The following is an 18,044-nucleotide window of genomic DNA, read 5'->3' as shown; positions in this document are numbered from 1 at the left end:
ACCGTCTTGAACACGGTCCGGCCGGTCACCGGCGGGCGCGGTCGAGGTCGAACACCGCCAGCGCGGTCAGTGGCCGGACCGCATGCACGGCCCGTATCTGGTCTGGAGCTTGGCCGCTGGCGCCCAGCAGCGCGAGCACGGACGGGCCTGGCCGGGCGAGGACGTCGGTGGCTGCGCCGATGATGGCGCCGGTGCTGATCGTCGTGACGGCCTCGGCATCCGCGCAGGGCTTCGGGGCCTTGGGGGCCGCAGCGGTCGAGCGCCTGCACGTTCTCGGAGCACAGGTCAGTGGTGGTGGCCGTGCCGGCCGAGGGTCTCCACGGGGGTCGCGCCGGGGCGGATCCACTGCGGCACGGGGCGGCTGGTCGGGCCCCAGGTGGCGTTCCCGTCCGCGTCCGAGCGCCAGAACCAGCACGAGTGGTGCCCTTCGGGCCAGTCCTCGGGGTTGTCCTCCCACGCCTCGTCGCGGCCGTAGGGCGTCATGTCGAGTAGGCCGAGGGATCCGTTGACCGGCTCGTTCCCACGGCCCGTCGTGGAGTAGGTGAGGAACGCGCGCTCGCCGTCGCGCAGGAAGCAGGTGATGTAACCCATGCTGCCGCCGACCGGCGCGTCCACGTCGCGCACCGAGTACCAGGGCTGGGTGTAGCCCATGAACTCGACGTAGGAGGCCACCTCGTCCCACCGGCCAGTGGTCAGGATGGCGAACGAGACGCCGCGAGCGTTGAGGTAGACGGCGTCCTTCAGGTGCCAGGCCGTGGTCGTGCAGCCCTCGCACTGCCCCTGGTGCGGCGCGCCGTCGTACCACATGTGCTTGTAGACCACGAGCTCGTCGCGGCCCTGGAACAGGTCCAGGAACGGGACAGGGCCGTCGGGTCCGACGACCTCGACCGTCCCGTCGAGTTCCACCATCGGCAGCCGGCGGCGGGCCGCGGCGAGGGCGTCGCCCTCGCGGGTGTGGGCCTTCTCGCGGACCAGAAGCTCGTCACGGGCGGTCTGCCAGGTGGCCAGGTCAACGACGGGCGGGCGGCCTGGCAGCGCGGTGGTCGGGTCGTCCGGCGTGGTCGTCATGGAGTCCTCCGTGGTGTCTCGTGCCCTACGACGGTCACCAGAACAGACTCGCGACCCGGCCGGAACTCATCGCGGCAGGGGGGCCCTCGGCCGAGCCTGCAAGACCACGTCGGGCTGACACGTTCACAGACGCGCTCGAACTCATGTGGAGGTTCCGCCGTATGCCCCGGAGATACCTGCCGGGGGTTCGCCGCGAGGTACTCGACCTGGTCGCCGCTCGCCGGCGTATCGCTGGAAACAGAACTGGCTGTCACCAAGCGTGCGGCGCAGTTGCCGAGAGAGGCGGTGTCCCCAAACGACGGTTTCTGAGGCCAGCGCGATGACGGCCTCAGAGGGCCCCGGCGAGCGCCGTGCTGACACGTGCTGCGCGCGGAGATCCGGGTCGGCAACACCAATGATTAGCGAGCTACCTGCTTGGCCAGCCGGGTGAGCGCGTCGTGGATGCGAAGGTCCGCTCCGTCGGCGTAAGTGACTGCGAAGACGAAGTCCTGCAGTTCGATTTCGGCCTCCTTGATCTCCAAGATGCCCTGTTCGATTTCTTGTTCCACGGCTGCTGTTGGTATGACGGCGATGCCGATGCAGTCGACTGCCATCTTGATGATCGTGGACATCGACCAGGTTGCAAATATTCGGGGTGGATGATTGTCCGGGACGGCGAGCCAGTCGCGCAGGAGGGTGTACGGGTACGTGCCTTTCGGGAGTGTTATAACCGGATGACGTGATAACGCCTCTGCGGTGAGAGGGCCAGGGCCGATGCGCAGGTCTGGCGAGGCGACGAAGTTGAGGTTGTAACGGCACAGTTCCTTCTCGATAAGTGCATCGGATTGCTGTGGTGAGGCGAGTAGGAAGGCCATGTCGAGCACGCCATCGGCGACGGCGTGCCGCATTGCTGGTGTGATGTCGACGGAGATGTCGATTACCAAGTCGGGATAGCGGTGGTGGGCGGACTCGAGGAAATCTGTAAGCCAGGTGTGGACGATCGTTTCGGCCACGCCCAGCCGAACAGTGCCAACCAGCGAATCCGATCCTGTGACGGTTGTGAGCATTTCGGCGTGCAGTCGTAGGAATCGCTCGGCGTACTCGAGAAGTGCTCGTCCGCGCGGTGTCAGCTGCACAGAACGTGTGGTCCGCTCGAAAAGTGTCACGCCGAGGTCCTTCTCGAGGGCGGCGATGCGGTGGGAAACGGCGGGCTGCGTGGCATGGACCTTCGACGCCGCCTTGTGGAAGCTGTTGAGTTTGGCCACCCAGTAGAAGGTCTCGAGACTGTTCAGGTTGAGCAACGGCGGTTCCTGGCTTTCCGCTCTCGCGATTCGCGGGTAGCAAACCGTAGGACATGCCTCCACGGCATGTCCAGGTTCATCGGTTCACGAGGCGTCGCGGAAGCGCCAAGGTCAGGACAGCCCCGACGACCGCAGCTGCCGCGATGAAGTAGACGCCGTTGTCGGTGGTGCCGGTAGCGTCCGCGACGAGGCCGACGATGTAGGGACTTGTGAAACCTCCCAAGCCGCCTAGGGAGTTGATCAGCGCGACGCCGGCCGCCATCCCCACTCCGCCCAGGAACAGGCCCGGGATTGAGAAGAGCATCGCCGTTGTGCTGTACGCCCCGATGGCCGCAACGGTCAGGGCTGCGAACGCCGCCCATTGTGTGCCGTGCAGAACGACGCTTGTGGTGAGGCCGGCGCAGACCAGCGCGAACGGAACGACCAGGTGCCAGCGACGTTCTCGATGCCGGTCCGAACTCCTCCCGATGAGGAACATGAACACGAAGGCCGCGGCGAAGGGCACGGTGGTGAGCAGGCCGACGGTAAATGTGTTCCCGAAGCTGAGCTGTTGCACGAGAGTAGGCAGCCAGAAGGAGACGCCGTACGAGCAGATCGCTGAGCAGAAGCAGATGGCGGTCATGAGCCAAACCCGCGGGTTGGCCAGCGTGGCGCGCAGCGAGGTGGTTGAGGCATCGTGCGCCGTCGCTTCGCGCTCGGCAGCGAGGTCGGTCTCGATCTGGCGCCGTTCGCCCGGACCAAGCCACCTTGCCGACGCCGGCGAGTCGGCGACCAGTTTCAGGGCGAGCAATCCGAGCACCAGCGAGGGGACAGCCTCGATCAGGAACATCCACCGCCAGCCCTGCAGGCCCATGAGGCCGTGCATCGCCTGGATGATTCCGCCGGACAGCGGGGCGCCGATCATTCCCGCCAGGGGTACGGCTCCCACGAAGAGTGCCACCATCTTGGCCCGGCGCACCGATGGGAACCAGTAGCTCAGGTAGAGGATGACGCCCGGGTAGAACCCGGCCTCGGCGGCGCCGAGCAGGAACCGCAAGACGTAGAACTGCCACGGCGCGCCCACGAAGGCGAACGCCGCGGAGATGATGGCCCAGAGAATCATGATGCGTGCGATCGTGCGTCGGGCGCCGATGCGCATCATCACGAGGTTGCTCGGCACCTCGAAGACGAGGTAACCGATGAAGAACAGGCCCGCACCGAGGCCGTAAGCGGCGTTGGACAAGCCCAGGTCGTCTTGCATGTTGAGTTTGGCGAACCCGACATTGATGCGATCGAGGTATGCCGCGATGTAGCACAGCATCAGGAACGGCATGAGGTGCAGCGCGACACGCCGGTAGATCGCTGTGGGATCAGGACGAGAGGCGACTGCGATGGTTTCGGGCTCCATCATGGGGTCCTCGGAATTTCATCAGGTGGTCAACGGCGGTCATGAGATTTCGAAGATTGCTTCGACTTCGACGGCCATCCGCGATGGGAGCGAACTCGCACCGGTGGCTATGCGGGCGTGCTTGCCGCGTTCGCCGAAGATCTCGACGAAAAGGTCGGATGCTCCGTTCAGGACCGTCGCGTGCTCGGCGAAATCCGGCCCACTTTGAACTACACCGGCGACGCGGACGACGCGTGCGATACGCGAGAGGTCTCCCGCACAGGCATTGGCGAGGTGGCTCACGATGTTGAGCGCACAGAGCTTCGCCGCTTCCTGCCCGTCGGCGACGCTGAGATCGGTGCCGACTCGGCCGGCGTAGCGGAGTTCGCCGTTCCAGCGGGGGCCTTGGCCCGAGACGAACAGATAAGCCCCGGTATGTGCCACCGGCACGTAGTTGCCTCGTGGCACGCTGACCGTTGGCAGCTCGATGCCCAATGCAGCGAGTCGATGGTCTGCGTCGTCTTCATTTTTCACTTCAGCTGCCTCCAATCCCCGCTGTCGCCCTGCCAATTGACCGAATGGCCGAGGGTGCGCAGCATCGAAGAGCGAAGCGCACGCAGCAGGCCTTCCCACTCGGTGGCCGGGATGCCGTCGACAGCAGGCTCGGGCGCCATGAACATCCCGTCGACGCCACCCGAGGCCACGCACGCCTCGATGCTCCGGATCTCCAACTCGGGTTCGTGAAAGACTGTTGGGTTTTCCAGGAGGGCCGCTAAGGATGCGATGACGCCGGTGGCGCCCCAGTTGGATACGTTCGAGATTACGAGCCAGTCGGCGGCGTTGACGGCAGCGACTCCGCCGCGGCCGGGGATGCCGGTGTCAGCCGCCTTGGGAGAGAACGACGGCAGAGCATCGGCGACCACGCCCATGCCGAGCTCGTTACCGCCGTCACCGATGCCGATGAACGGAATGCCCTGCGACCGGCCTTGCCGAAACAGGTAATCGAGGTCAGCGACCAGGCCGTCGAGGGGCCTTCCGCCGAGTCCGTGGTAAAGCCCCTTTGCGTTCTCGCCCGGTCTTTCGATGGAAATCATCAGGCTCGGCTGCGTGCGGTCGAGCAGTTCATCCGAGACTCGATGGCACGCGGCGTCATCCTTCGGCACTGTCCGGATGTAGACCGGTCGCAGGTACTCGATCGGCTCGATCTTGCCCGACTCCGGGAAGGGCATGGGACACAAGCCCGCGCCACGAGCCGTCGCGATCATCATCTCTTCCCAGTCCTCGTCGATGACGATGACCGACTCGGTTCGCAGCCCGAGAAACAGGGCCCGTGCCAGCATGGCCGCACCGACGGGCCCGTCGGTCTCCGGCGCGCCGCCCCCTTCGGGAAACCCGGTGGCGATGAGGACAGGCCCGCCGCCCTGGCGGACCTTGGAAACGATGATTTCAGCAGCGCCCATGCAGACCGGCCCTGGCTGCCGCTGTTGTAGTGCCGCGTGCAAATTGCGAATCAACCCCACCCCGGTGTAATCGACCATCATGAAATCGTCGATCGTTGCTGCCACGCGCTGGTAGGTGGAAGAACTGCTTTCCAACATCGGACCTCCTGGTTTTGGTTAGTGGGGCGGTCAGGAGAATGCGGACTGGAACATGTCCGCATCGACATTGCCGCCACTGAGCACCGTCACGACGGTCTTGCCGGACACGTCCAACTTCCCCGCGAGGAGGGCGGCGAGGGGTGCGGCGCCTCCGGGCTCCGCCACGAGCTTGAGCGTCTCGAAAGCCACCCGCATCGCTCGGCGAACTTCGGTGTCGCTGACCGTGAGGCCACCAGTGAGAAGGCGGTGGTTGACGGAGAACGTGAGTTCTCCTGGCGTGGGCACGTGGAGCGAGTCGCAGATCGACTGCGCCCCCGGTTCGTTCCGCACACGTGCGCCTGCGGCAAGGGAACGTGCGTGGTCGTCGAAGCCTTCAGGTTCGACCGCGAATACCTGTGCATCAGGCAGGGTCGTGCGCACAGCGGTTGCCACGCCGGCGATCAGCCCTCCGCCGCTCGCACTGGCGAGTACGGCGTCGGGCTTTAGACCGGCCTCGCGCGCCTGGGCGAGGAGTTCGAGTCCGACCGTTCCCTGACCGGCCATGATCTCCGGATCGTCATAAGGCGGAACGATGACCGCGTTCGTCCGGTCGGCGATCTCCCTGCCGAGTGCCTCTCGATCCTCGGTTTGCCGGTCGTAAAGCCGGACCTCGGCCCCGTAGCTCTTGGCGCCGTCGACCTTCGCCCGGGGTGCGTCCAAGGGCATGAGGATGGTGGCCGGCACGCCCAGTTCCGCACATACGGCCGAGATCGCCAGCGCGTGATTCCCGGACGACCAGGCGACGATTCCGCCGGACCGCTCGTGCGGCGCGAGTTGCAGCGCGCGATTGCAAGCCCCACGAAACTTGAACGAGCCCGTCTTCTGCAACGACTCGGCTTTGACCAGAACTCGTGCGCCGACCAGTGCGTTGAGGGCCGCGCTCTCCAGCAGCGGCGTTTCGATGATTCGTTCTCGAATTCGATCATGTGCAGCGGTAATCGCTTCGAAAGGCAGCGTAAAACCGCTGGCATCCTGGTGTTGCTTGAAGGTCATACCGGATCGCAATCGCTCGAAGTTGAGATTGCCGAAACTAAACCACCCTGGATTTATTCGGTCAAGAAGAAGTTTTTGATAAATATTAATAAGCGATCTTTATCAATAATGACTTAGTGCTCGATGGCGGCAAGTGCCGGCGGCGGCTTCGTGGAAGCAAAACTTGCCCACCCTTGACAGTGCGGGGCGGGCATTCGTAGCCTCTGTTCGCATCTTACGAAAGGTGTTCGTATATGTCAAACGGTTCTCGAACGTCCAGCACGGTCGCGACGGCGTTGCGCCTGCTCAAGCTGCTCGCCGAGAATCCCGAGGGCATCGGGATCAGCGACATCGCCCGACGTCTGGGCATCGGGAAGAGCAGCGCGCACCTGCTCGTCTCGACCCTTGTGCAGCAAGATTTCGCGTTGCGGAATGACGAGAGCCTCTACGTCTTGGGGATCACCGCGTTCGAGGTCGGCTCGGCCGTACCAGACGCAGCCCGGTTCGGGGGTGAACTTCTGGCGCCCATGCGGGAACTCGCCGATATTTCGGGAGAAGCGGTCTCGCTGGCGATCCCGCGCAACCGCGACGCGGTCATCGTGCAGCGCTTCGAAACCAAGCACGTGCTGCGGGCGGAGATCGGGATCGGCACACGGATGCCACTGGTCAGCTGTGCGTCGGGAAAGGTGCTGCTCGCAGCTATGTCCGAGGCAGAGATAGACAATCTTTATCCAGACGAGGAGCTGCCCCGCGTCACCCGGCACACGCTGCGTTCGAAAGCTTCGCTAAAGGCGACGGTGCTCCCGGTCGTCCGGGAGCACCGGTATGCCTTGACCGAAGGGGAGTACGCCGAAGGGATCACCGGAGTCGCTGCCGGGATAGCCGACGCGAGCGGAGCGCTCGTCGCCGCGCTCAGCGTGGCCGGCCCCAGCAGCCGCTTTCACCCAGCGGAATGGGTGGATCCTCTTCTCACAGCCGCAGACGCCATGACTGCCCTCCTCGCCTCTCGCCGCTAGTCGGCCCTGCCCAAAACCAGTCATTCATCGGATTAGGGGTACAGCTCGAATGGAAGTCATCGCAGGAATTGATGTCGGCGGCACCTTCACCGACGTCGTGTTGCACGACAGCGAGAGTGGTGAGCTCCGGATCGCAAAGGTCTTCTCCACAGCCGGGCAGCAAGCTGAGGGCCTGCTCACCGGCCTCGGACAGCTCGGTACCCCGATCGAACAACTCGACGTGATCGTGCATGGCACGACTGTCGCGACGAACGCTGTTCTGGAACGCAAGGGTGACCGGTGCGCACTCGTCACGACACGTGGTTTCCGCGATGTTCTCGAGCTTCGCCGTCGTGACCGCCCAACCACGTACGGACTGACCAGCGGGTACACGCCCATCGTCCCGCGCAGCCGGTCGTTCGAGATCGATGAGCGCATCGACGCGGAAGGCTGTGTCGAGGTCGCGCTCGAGGACGAGGGCATCCGCCGACTCGCCGACGAGCTGCGGGCCGCGGCGGTTGAGAGCGTCGCAGTATGCCTGCTCAACAGCTACGCGAATCCGGTGCACGAGCAGCAGTTGGTCGCCGCCCTAGCTGAATTGTTGCCCGGTGTCGCACTCAGCGCGTCGCATGAGATCTGCCCGGAGGCCGGTGAGTTCGAGCGAGCCAACACCAGTGCAGTGAACGCGTTCGTGCGAGCCACGATGAGCCGGTACCTGGACACTGTGCAGGAGCGCCTGGAATCCCAGGGCTTCAAGCACGAAGTACAGGTCATGCAGTCCAACGGAGGCTTGATTCCGGCTCGCCGCGCCGGCCAGTTCGCGGTACGGACCCTGCTTTCCGGGCCGGCCGCTGGCACGGTGGGCGCGGCAGCGTTCGGCGCTGCCGCAGGGCTCGACGACGTCATCTCTTGCGACATGGGCGGCACCAGCTTCGACGTCGCGTTGATCCCCGGCGGTGATCCGGCCATCACCGCCGAGAAGAGTATCGACTACGGCGTGCCGATCAAGCTGCCGATGATCGACATCACCACGATCGCAGCCGGCGGGGGATCGATCGCCTCCCTTGACCGCGCCGGGATTCTGCAGGTCGGACCGGAGAGCGCAGGCTCGCACCCGGGCCCCGCGTGCTACGGCCGTGGCGGTACCCGCCCAACAGTCACCGACGCCAACATCGTGCTTGGCCGCATCGCTGCCAAGCAGCAGTTGGGGACTCAAGAGGGCTTCATGCTCGACGCGACGGCTGCCGAGAACGCCATCCGCGACCACATCGCCGAGCCGCTCGGGATCACCGTTAAAGCTGCGGCCTTGGCCATCGTCCGGATCGCCAACGAGAAGATGGCGCGCGCCATTCGAACCGTCAGCGTTGACAAGGGTTACGACCCACGCAAGTTCGCGCTCGTCGGATTCGGCGGGGCAGGCCCGATGCATATCGTCGAGCTGGCCCGGACGGTGGGTGCCCGCACCGTGCTGATCCCACCTCTTCCGGGGGCGCTGAGCGCATACGGCTGCCTCATCGCGGACGCGAAATACGATTACGTGACTGCCGTGAACGCCACCGTCGACGGCGGCATGGAGCAGGAGGTGCAACGCAGCCTCGCGATGCACCGCACCACCGGCGAAAAGGTGCTGCACGCCGACGGGTTCGCCGAGAACGCAGTCTCCGTCGAGCATTTTGCGGAGATGAGCTTCAGCAAACAGATGTACTCCCTGCGCGTCCCACTCGGCGACAGGGAGACGGGGTGGACCGCGGAGCGGCTGAGCGAGTCGTTCCTCGCGCAGTACGCGACCACTTACGGCGGCCGAATTCCGTCACGCAGCATCAAACTCATCAATCTCCGGACTGTCGTCACCGGCGCGCGGTCCCTCGCGGCGCAGCGCGCCCGCACTCCTGCGCGAATCTCGGAGACCGCGAGCCGGGAGATCACCTTCGATGACCTGACGGTCCCCGTAGCCGTGCTGTCGCGGGATTCGTTGACACCCGGTCAGACCTTGGAAGGACCGCTTGTGCTCGAACAGACCGACTCCACGATCATCCTGCCGCCACGCACCACCGCCGTGGTCCACGACAACGGCTCCATCGTCGTGGAGGTGGCGCTGTGAACGACTCGGTGGACGCCCTGTCCTTGGCGGTCATCCGCGGCCGGCTCGAGCAGATCGCCGACGAGATGGACACCGTGTTCGAGCGGATGGCCTTCTCGCCGGTCATCTCCGACGCTTGGGACCGCGCCGACGGGATCTACTCGGCAACTGACGGCTCGATGATCGTGCAAGGCTCCCGTGGGCTCCCGATCTTCGTGGGCACCATGCAATACACCGTGGCGAGCGTGCTCTCGACCGTGCCGAAGCTGGCGCCTGGGGATACTTACCTGGTCAACGATCCCTTCGCCGGCGGCACGCACATCATGGACACGAAGATGGTGCGGCCGTTCTTCTACCACGGCGAACTGTTCGCAATGCTCGCCAACACCGGGCACTGGCCCGATCTCGGCGGCCGGGTTCCCGGCGGCTTCGCGGCGGAGGCGAGCGACTGCTATCAGGAGGGCCTGCGAATTCCGCCGGTACGGCTCTTCGAAGGCGCGGACTTGAACCGCGACATCCTCGCGATCCTTCAGGCCAACTCGAGGTTGCCAGACGACGTCCTCGGAGATGTCGACGCCCAGGCGACCGCGCTGCGCGCCGGCGAGGAGCGGCTGACCGAACTGCTCGACGAGTACGGACCCGATCTGGTTTCCGAGGTGATCGCGACACTGCGTGAGCGTTCGGCCGTGCAGATGCGCTCCCACATCAACGACATTCCGGACGGCACGTACCGGTTCACCGAGGAGATGGACAACGACGGCATCGTCGATCAGGTGCTGCGCGTCGCGGTCGAACTGACTGTGACCGGCGACGAAATGACCATCGACTTCAGCCGGTCGTCGCCGCCGTGCGAAGGGCCGATGAACTCGGTGTACGCGGCCACCGTGTCGAGCTCGATCGTCGCGATCAAGCACATCTTCCCAGACATCCCGATCAATTCGGGCATTTTCGAGCCTCTCACGTTCGTGATTCCAGAAACGGTCTTCCTCAACGCCAAGCCACCCCGCCCGGTGGCCGGCTGCGCGGCGGAGACGAGCCAGCGGATCATCACGGCAGTCATGGGGGCTTTGGCCGAGGCGGCGCCGGACCGCGTCCCGGCAGGTTCGTCGGCGACGTCCAACAATCTGTCGATCGGTGGGATCGATGAGGATGGCACGCCGTTCGTGATGTACGTGTTCCTCGGCGGTGGGTACGGCGGCCACGCAGCCGGCGACGGACTGTCCAACGGTTGCTCACTGATGAGCATCGGCCTCGTCCAGTCCATCGAAACCCTCGAACAGCGATACCCCATTCGGGTGCGGCAGTACTCGCTGCGCGATGGGTCGTCCGGGCAGGGCCGATTCCGGGGCGGACTCGGCGTGCACTTCGAGTTCGAGTACGCCGCAGAGACTGGCCGTGCGAGCCTTCTCGGCGACCAGGCCAAGACTGCTCCGGTCGGCCGAGCCGGCGGCGGCCCCGGAGCGACATCGGCCCCCTGGTTCCGCCTTGGCGGCCAGACGGTAACGCTACCGATGATCAGCAAGGGTGAGAACATCTCGATCCGCCGGGGCGACGTTATCTGCATGCGCACCCCGGGAGGTGGTGGCTACGGCGATCCCGCAGAGCGGCCCGGCCACGAGGTAAACGCGGACATCGAGAGCGGCTATCTCACGTCGGCCACTTCACCGCCTGTTGAGTGATCCGCCAACACATCCCACTCAGCCATAGGGAGACGCAATGTCCATTGGCAAGGAAAGTGCCTTGCGCGACAACGGGATTCGCCGAGCTATTACGGGGAGCCTGGTCGGTACCTCCCTGGAGTGGTACGACTACTTCCTCTACGGGACGGCTGCCGCGCTGGTCTTCAACAAGGTCTTCTTCCCGTCATTCGAGCCGCTCACCGGCACGCTGCTTGCTTTCCTGACGTTCGCGGTTGGATTTGTGACACGACCGGTCGGTGCTGTCATTGCGGGCCACTTCGGCGACCGCATTGGACGGAAGAAAGTCCTGCTCGTCACGATCGTGGTGATGGGCGTGGCGACCGTCGCGATCGGGCTGCTACCCAGTTATGCGACCGTGGGGGTCACCGCACCGATTCTGCTCGTCGTGATCCGGGTCGTCCAAGGACTGGCGCTGGGCGGCGAATGGGGCGGCGGCGCCCTGATGATCGCCGAGCATGCCCCAACCAGCCAGCGGGGATTCCTGACCAGCTTCGTGCAGGTCGGTGCATCGATCGGCAACCTGCTCAGCACCGCGGTGCTATTCGTGATGTCCGCACTGCTGACCCAAGATGCCTTCCTCGCTTGGGGCTGGCGTGTACCGTTCCTCCTGTCGGCAGTTGTCGTTGTTGTCGGCATCTACATCCGGCTGAAGGTCAATGAGACACCCACTTTCAGTTCCCTCAAGGGTGATGCTCAGGTCAGCCGCTCACCCGTCCTGGACCTGCTTCGTCGGCAGCCGTTCGACATCCTCCGGGTAGTCGGCATCCGTGCGGGCGCTGACATCGTGTATTACCTGCTCATCACGTTCCTGCTGACCCCCGCTGCTGGCGGCGATGATCGGTGCAAGCATGCAACTCGTCACCTACCCGGCCTTCGCCGCGCTCAGCGATCGCTACGGTCGGCGACCTGTCACCCTGGTCGGCGCCATCGGTTCGATCGCCTGGATGCCTTTCGTGTTCCCGTTGGTCGATACGAAGTCCACAGTGCTCATCGTCGTCGCCGTGCTCGGCGGGCTCCTCTTCCACTCAGCGATGTACGGAGTGCAGGCAGTGTGGATCTGCGAGTTGTTCGAAGCCAGCCACCGTTACAGCGGAGCGTCGCTCGGCTACCAACTGGCCGGCATCGTGGGCGGCAGCCTGGCACCGACGATCGCCGTCGGGCTGCTGCAGATCTCCAACTCGACGATCCCGGTTGTCATTTATGTGTGCGTCGCCGTCGCGATCGTGGCGGTTGCGGCCATGCTCACCCGGGAAACCCGCGGGGCGGACATGGATCAAGAGGCAGGCACGGCCAACGACGGCGCTGCCAGACCAGCGGCGAGCAGCGTAACAGACTGACACTGTGCTGATGCCCGAACAAGTCTGCCCAGGCAATGATTCTGCGGTTCGGCCGAACAGACCCGTGTTGGCGATCGACCCAAACCATCGACGACCGCCAATGATCAGATCGATTCACAAGGACTAGCACATGGCCAGCCCAAACCCATTGCGCGCGCTCGACGAAGTGTGGCGCGATACGTACTATCGACGAACGGCCCGTTCTCGCAAGGCAAACGAAGCGGCGGAAAAGTTTGTTGCAAAAGGGCAGCGAGCCCGTTTCAACTCTGGAATGCCTTACCCGGTGTACATCGAACGTGGTGCGGGATCCCACTTTACCGACCTGGACGGCAACGACTTCCTGGACTGCAACGCCGGCTGGAACGCGGCCTTCCTGGGACGTGGTAACCCAACGGTTTCCGCGACGGTGCAGGAAGCTATGGCGAAGCTCGGTGCGCCCGGCGGGGCGATGCACCCTTCGCTCATCCGTGATGAGTTCGCGGAACTGCTGTGCGAGCGGGTACCCGGCGCAGAACGGGTCATCTTCGCCCCTTCCGGATCGGAAGCCAACACCTACGCGCTCCGGCTCGCACGCTCCTTTACCGGGAAGCAAAAAGTAATCCGGATGGCGGGTGGATTCCACGGCCAGCACGATGCTCTGCTAGGTGCCCAGTCTTCCAAAGCGGGAACGGCGTCGACAGCTCAGGACAACGTCATCACGGTCCCGTTCAACGACCTCGACGCAGCCAGGTCAGCGTTGGCCGAGCATGCGGGTTCCGTCGCAGCGCTGATCACCGAACCCATGATGACTATCCCGGGTGCCGTTCACCAGCGCGACCAGTTCCTGGCGGGACTGAGGGCGGCGACCAGGCAACACCATGTCGTGTTCGTTCTTGATGAGGTAATCACTGGGTGCAGGTTCGCCGTCGGCGGGGCGAGTGAGTTCTACGACTTTGCGGCCCCGGACCTCACTGTGATGGGAAAAATGCTCGGTGGTGGGCTTCCTACGGCCGCAGTCGTCGGCCGCGCCGACATCATCGAGCAGCCGATCAGTGCTTCCAACACCCACGCCCAGAACCCAGTCACTCTCGCCGCCGCCGTCGCGGCCATGCGCGTGACAGAGGCTGACGGCTACGCCCGCGTGGCGAAGATGGGAGATCGCCTTCGCCGCGAACTGCGGGCAGTGACCGACGAGTTGACAACCCCGGTGCAGGTTACCGGTGACGGTCCTTGCGTCGGAATTCACTTCGTCGACGAGGAGGTGGTTGACTTCGCGACCGCCGAACGGGCCGATCACTCGTTGTGGCAGCTGCTTTGCCTTGGCATCGCAAGTCACGGACTGGGGCTCAGCAGCCGCACATTCGGCCCAACACTCGCATGGACCGAGTCTGATCTGGACGTTGCGGTCAAGGGATTCTCGTCGACGCTGGAGGCGATATCGACCGCCTGCGCGAGCAATTGATGGAGAGGTGAAAGTTCATGTCCAGAAGCTTCCGTCAGGAGATCAACGCACCGGGAGTCCCAGCACCGCGTGGACATTTCTCGCACGCCGTCGTCGTCAACGATCTGGTCTACGTTTCCGGACTGCTTGCACTGAATGATCGCGGGAAGATCAAGGACCCTGGTGACGCTCGAGCGCAAGCCGCAACGATCTTCGACTCGCTGGAGGCAATCTTGGCCGCCGCCGAAACCAGCCCGGAAATGCTGATCAAGTTGACTACCTACGTGACCCGCATCGAAGATCGTTCGGTGCTCAACGCGCTACGAAACGAGCGCTGGCCCGGCATTCGCGCTGCCAGCACGCTCGTCGAGGTCAGCAATCTGGCCGGCGATGGTGCGGCGGTCGAGATCGACGCTGTTGCCGCGCGACGCGGGCAAGGCTGATGGCACGGGCCTGATCGTTCTCGAGACGCACGACCAGTGAGGCTGGCTCGTGTTCGTTTACCGTTAAATGGAAGATGATTACAAAGGTGTCAAATCACTCAGAAGACGCGGCCAGTCTGACCGAACGTGCGAGGAACGTATTGCCGGGAGGTATCACCCGGTCCACGGTCTACGTTCCGCCGCACCCCCCTTATGCAGCTACAGGTTCCGGTGCTCTAGTTCAGGACGTTTCGGGACATGTGCTTGTCGACTGCAACAACAATTACACCTCATTGATTCATGGACATTCTTCTCGCCAGGAGATTGTTGAGGCGGCGGTATCGGCTACCCGCAGCGGAACGGCATTCGGGTTGCCGACTCGGCATGAGGTCGATTTCGCCGAATACTTGGCCGCTCGTACCGGCGTCGAGAAGTGGCGTTTTTGCAACTCCGGGACGGAAGCGGTGCTCATGATGTTGCGTGCCGCTCGAGCCTTCACGCAACGCGACACGATCATTCGTTTCGCCGGCAGTTACCACGGTACGGGCGACGAGGTCGTTGACCCGAAGGCCGCTGGCGTGCCGAAGTGGGTCGAAGAGTCAGTTCTGGTGGTCCCGCAGGGTGACCTGGACGCGCTCAAGGACGCCCTTCGAGAGCACGGCAATAGGGTCGCCGCAGTCCTGATCGACCTCATGCCGAACAGGGCAGGGCTGAACCCCGCGACACGTGAGTTCGTGCAAGAGCTTCGTGCGCTGACGCGGCGCTACGGCGTGCTCCTGGCGATCGACGAGGTCATCAGCTTTCGATTGAGTTGGGGAGGATTCCACCAACACTACGGTGTTGAGCCGGACCTGATCTCTACCGGCAAGATCATCGGCGGCGGATTCCCCGTGGGAGCCGTAGGCGGCAAGGCCGGGTTCCTCAGAGAATTTGACCCTGCCAGAGCTGGTGCGGTCATGTGGGGCGGCACGTTCTCCGCCAACCCCGTGACAATGGTCGCCGGGCTCACCGCGCTTCGGCTTTTCGATCAGGACGCGATCTCTGCACTCAACGCCAAGGGCGAGAGCATGAGAGGCGATCTCGAAGCTGCTGGCGTTCGTGTCAACGGCTTCGGGTCGCTACTTCGGATCATGACATCAGATACGAAGGCGCTGTGGTGGTCCCTTTACGAGCGTGGCGTGCTGGCCGGCTCCAACGGGCTGCTTGCTCTTTCGACAGCAATGAATGACAAGCATCTGAGCCACGTCATTGAGGCAGTCGCTGAAGGTGCGCGGAATGTGGGGGATACCGGCACACCGGAGCAATGATGCGGCTCGGAGTCTGGAGTTGGCGTTGTCCGTGACGGCCACTCCGGCTCTCGGGGCCTGTGATTCGGGTCTGAAGCGGGTGGAAGTGCCTGTCCTGTAGAGGAAAATTGTTCTCTGAGAGAAGATCCTTTCCGGGCAGGGAGGCACTTCCGGGGTGAAGGGTCCCGCAGGGCTGCCCGCGATCGTGGTGACCGGCGATGGTGCGGGGGTGGTCTCCCAATAACCCTCCGTGCGGTGTCGAGCACGTCGGCGAAGGCGCGACGAGGTCGGTCGGGGCTAGGTCGTGTCGGTGAGCCCAGCCAGGGTCAAGCCTTTGGCCGAGATTCGGGTTGCTTCCGCCACGTGCTTGGCCAGCACGCTGATGAGCAGTGCTGGGCCCCCTGCCAACGGGAGTAGGCAACTACCCGGGGCCAGTAGTTGTGCTGGTACGTCATGCGTGGCGCCGTGCCACCACAGGTCGGGGCGGACGAGCAGGGTTTGTTGCAGGACTTGCGCTCCAGCGGTGATGGCAGGCCCCATGCTGCCGGGGACCTCGTCTCCGAGGGCAGTTTCCTGGTCCCACAACGGTTTTCCGTTGAGCGTGACCCTGATGTGGGAGCGGGCTATGGCCGGGAGCCTGCCGTGCAGGCCCAGCGCCAGTGTCTCCCGGTAGATGAGGCTGGCGCCATCGCGGAGTTCAATGCTGGTGGTGGTGTGGTGACGACTACCTCCGCCGTAGATGGTGGGTTGCGGTGCCCACAGGAGACGTCCGCCGGTATCGACATGGATCTGCGTTGCGATATGGGAGGGATGCTGGTCGGAGGAGGGCAGCGCGATGGCGGCTGCGGCACTGCCGAACTCCAGGACCGCACCGCGTCCCACATCGACGTCGACGGTGTAGTGGTCACCGCCCAGCGGTCCGGCGCAGGAGCCGCTCATGAGCACCCGGAGTGGCGCGGTGTCGGCCCGGCCCACCTGCTGGAGGTGGTAAGGGGGTTCTCCGAACATCTCGGTTGGCACGGTCAGGCCCCGTTTTCCCTGCCGGACGGTGAGGCGGGCCCGCGCACGAATGCCGGTTCGCCCCACGGTAGGAGCAGCGGAGCGGGTCATGATCGTCCGGAACGGGCTGGTTGCCGCCCGTCCAGCAGATGCCGAATCCAGTCGACCACGTGCGAGGCAGCCGGATCCTGCTGCAGGGAGTTCATGACCGTTGGGCGGCCTTCCCTTCTGGCTTGGCCGTCATGGATCATGCGGGCGGGATCGGCACCCACGTAGGGCGCCAGGTCGACCTTGTTGATGACGAGCAGGTCTGCGCTGGTGACCCCCAGACCGCCTTTGCGGGGAACGTCGTCGCCGCCGGCAACATCGAGTACGAAGATCCAGGCGTCCACCAGCCCCCGGCTGAAGGTCATGGTGAGATTGTCGCCGCCGCTTTCGATGAGTAGCAGGTCCAGGGGCTCGCCGTCTTGGGCCCGTGCTTTCCTTGCCAACTGTTCGGCGGCTTCCAGATTGGCGGAGATGTCGTCGCGTACGGCGCTGTGGGGGCACGCCCCCGTCTCCACGGCGACGATGCGTTCGGGTGGGAGTGCGCCCCGGTTCTTGAGGTAATCGGCGTCCTCGGTGGTGTAGATGTCATTGGTCACGACACCCAGTCGCAGCCGTTCCCGTAGCTGTTCACAGATCGCGGCCACCAGTGCGGTCTTGCCGACTCCGACCGGGCCGCCGATGCCCACCCACAGGCCTCGTTCGGCTGGGTCTCCCGGTGGGGCCGCGACAGAAGCGCTGAGCGTTCCACCACCCCAGTGCAGATTATGGTCGTCGTCACGATGCAAAGAGATGCACCTCCAGGGTGGCGTGTTGTTCGGCGTAGACCTCAAGCAAGGGTGCGGCCCCAGACGGCAGCGTTCCGGCGGCGACGAGCATGGCCGCGTTGTCGGCGACGGCATCCGCCGCCCCCGACAGTTCCGCCAGCACCCCGGAGACTTGGAACGGGTCCAGGCCCAGGAGCCGGAGAGCGGCTGTGGCCGGAGTGGTGATGGAGTCGACTGCCGCCAGCAGCGCTGCCTCGCGCGGGGTGAGTTCGGCCGCAGCCGACAGGCATCCCAGGACCACTGGGTGGTGCGGACCGTCTGGCGTTCTTGCGGCGGCAGCCAGCCGCTCGGACCACCACAGGTGCCGTGCTGTGCGCAGCATCTGCCGGCCAAGCCGCCGGGAGATGGACCGCAGCGCCGGCGAAGGCGTGCGGGCATCCGCCTCGGCGTCCAGGTGCGCAAGGTCAGCGCCGCTGGCGGCGGCTGCGGCCAGTCCCGCCGCAGTGCTGCCGGTGGTGTGCAGCCGGCCCCGGCAGAACTCCCGCAGTTCGTCAATGGTGCGCACCACTCCGGTCGCGACCGCCGTCTCGACTCCGCCTGAGTGCGCGTGGCCACCGGTAGGCAGCCGACCATCAGCCAGCAGAAGCGCTGCTGCGTGCAGGATGGGCAT

At 64.7% G+C, this 18,044-nt stretch carries 17 protein-coding genes and 1 pseudogene; 8 read left to right on the top strand and 10 right to left on the bottom strand.

All coding sequences use genetic code 11. The features are described from left to right. Window positions 1-25 precede the first annotated feature (25 nt). The 7 genes from SSPN_RS59830 to SSPN_RS0116535 all read right to left on the bottom strand — a co-directional run bounded on the left by SSPN_RS59830 (window position 26) and on the right by SSPN_RS0116535 (window position 6,344). Window positions 26-346 (bottom strand): hypothetical protein, encoded by a 321-nt coding sequence (locus tag SSPN_RS59830; RefSeq protein WP_237710565.1) that lies wholly within the window; start codon window positions 344-346, stop codon window positions 26-28. Continuing rightward, window positions 286-1,068, bottom strand: a complete 783-nt coding sequence (locus SSPN_RS0116560) for a DUF899 domain-containing protein (protein WP_010696277.1) — start codon at window positions 1,066-1,068, stop codon at window positions 286-288. The genes SSPN_RS59830 and SSPN_RS0116560 overlap by 61 nt, the downstream gene beginning before the upstream one ends. Before the next feature lie 398 nt (window positions 1,069-1,466). Next, entirely contained in the window at window positions 1,467-2,348 is an 882-nt protein-coding gene (locus SSPN_RS0116555; protein ID WP_010696276.1) for a LysR family transcriptional regulator, read from the bottom strand. Between the two features lie 76 nt (window positions 2,349-2,424). Continuing rightward, a complete protein-coding gene (locus SSPN_RS0116550; RefSeq protein ID WP_010696275.1) occupies window positions 2,425-3,738 on the bottom strand; it encodes an MFS transporter in 1,314 nt (437 codons plus the stop codon). A gap of 36 nt (window positions 3,739-3,774) precedes the next feature. After that, on the bottom strand, window positions 3,775-4,248 hold the full coding sequence (locus SSPN_RS0116545) for a RidA family protein (RefSeq protein ID WP_029535408.1): 474 nt from the start codon (window positions 4,246-4,248) through the stop codon (window positions 3,775-3,777). Then, window positions 4,245-5,312, bottom strand: a complete 1,068-nt coding sequence (locus SSPN_RS0116540) for a DUF4392 domain-containing protein (protein WP_010696273.1) — start codon at window positions 5,310-5,312, stop codon at window positions 4,245-4,247. The genes SSPN_RS0116545 and SSPN_RS0116540 overlap by 4 nt, the downstream gene beginning before the upstream one ends. A 30-nt stretch (window positions 5,313-5,342) precedes the next feature. Then, window positions 5,343-6,344, bottom strand: coding sequence for a threonine/serine dehydratase family protein (locus SSPN_RS0116535; protein ID WP_010696272.1), 1,002 nt, complete (start codon window positions 6,342-6,344; stop codon window positions 5,343-5,345). 233 nt (window positions 6,345-6,577) lie between these two features. Between SSPN_RS0116535 and SSPN_RS0116530 the strand changes: the two genes are divergently transcribed. The 8 genes and pseudogenes from SSPN_RS0116530 (at window position 6,578) to SSPN_RS44130 (ending at window position 15,584) form a co-directional block, all read left to right on the top strand. Beyond that, window positions 6,578-7,339 (top strand): IclR family transcriptional regulator, encoded by a 762-nt coding sequence (locus SSPN_RS0116530; protein ID WP_010696271.1) that lies wholly within the window; start codon window positions 6,578-6,580, stop codon window positions 7,337-7,339. A gap of 49 nt (window positions 7,340-7,388) precedes the next feature. After that, window positions 7,389-9,419: a hydantoinase/oxoprolinase family protein gene (locus SSPN_RS0116525; protein ID WP_010696270.1), complete on the top strand. Its 2,031-nt coding sequence runs from the start codon at window positions 7,389-7,391 to the stop codon at window positions 9,417-9,419. After that, on the top strand, window positions 9,416-11,077 hold the full coding sequence (locus SSPN_RS0116520) for a hydantoinase B/oxoprolinase family protein (protein WP_010696268.1): 1,662 nt from the start codon (window positions 9,416-9,418) through the stop codon (window positions 11,075-11,077). The genes SSPN_RS0116525 and SSPN_RS0116520 overlap by 4 nt, the downstream gene beginning before the upstream one ends. 37 nt (window positions 11,078-11,114) lie before the next feature. Next, window positions 11,115-11,849, top strand: a pseudogene (locus SSPN_RS59825) (MFS transporter); the annotation flags it as partial. An 82-nt stretch (window positions 11,850-11,931) separates the two neighbouring features. After that, window positions 11,932-12,435 carry an MFS transporter gene (locus tag SSPN_RS59820; RefSeq protein ID WP_337466346.1) on the top strand — a complete coding sequence of 168 codons (504 nt, stop codon included), beginning with the start codon at window positions 11,932-11,934 and terminating at the stop codon, window positions 12,433-12,435. Window positions 12,436-12,565: 130 nt separating this feature from the next. After that, window positions 12,566-13,876 (top strand): aspartate aminotransferase family protein, encoded by a 1,311-nt coding sequence (locus SSPN_RS44135; RefSeq protein ID WP_083821746.1) that lies wholly within the window; start codon window positions 12,566-12,568, stop codon window positions 13,874-13,876. Between the two features lie 17 nt (window positions 13,877-13,893). Then, a complete protein-coding gene (locus SSPN_RS0116500; protein ID WP_010696262.1) occupies window positions 13,894-14,298 on the top strand; it encodes a RidA family protein in 405 nt (134 codons plus the stop codon). Between the two features lie 74 nt (window positions 14,299-14,372). Then, on the top strand, window positions 14,373-15,584 hold the full coding sequence (locus SSPN_RS44130; RefSeq protein WP_063713923.1) for an aspartate aminotransferase family protein: 1,212 nt from the start codon (window positions 14,373-14,375) through the stop codon (window positions 15,582-15,584). Between the two features lie 276 nt (window positions 15,585-15,860). Here the strand turns inward: SSPN_RS44130 and SSPN_RS44125 are convergent, their stop codons facing one another. From SSPN_RS44125 to SSPN_RS58445, 3 genes are all read right to left on the bottom strand, one after another. Continuing rightward, window positions 15,861-16,571 carry an urease accessory protein UreD gene (locus SSPN_RS44125; protein ID WP_170121558.1) on the bottom strand — a complete coding sequence of 237 codons (711 nt, stop codon included), beginning with the start codon at window positions 16,569-16,571 and terminating at the stop codon, window positions 15,861-15,863. Between the two features lie 98 nt (window positions 16,572-16,669). Then, on the bottom strand, window positions 16,670-17,371 hold the full coding sequence (ureG, locus tag SSPN_RS44120; RefSeq protein ID WP_044574168.1) for an urease accessory protein UreG: 702 nt from the start codon (window positions 17,369-17,371) through the stop codon (window positions 16,670-16,672). Window positions 17,372-17,384: 13 nt separating this feature from the next. Next, on the bottom strand, window positions 17,385-18,044 hold the full coding sequence (locus SSPN_RS58445; RefSeq protein WP_010696256.1) for an urease accessory protein UreF: 660 nt from the start codon (window positions 18,042-18,044) through the stop codon (window positions 17,385-17,387).

Origin of the sequence: Saccharopolyspora spinosa NRRL 18395, assembly GCF_000194155.1 — a bacterium.
GTDB classification, from domain to species: Bacteria; Actinomycetota; Actinomycetes; order Mycobacteriales; family Pseudonocardiaceae; genus Saccharopolyspora; species Saccharopolyspora spinosa.
The sequence above is the reverse complement of the archived record's forward strand: the minus strand, read 5'-3'. Positions and strand labels throughout refer to the sequence as shown.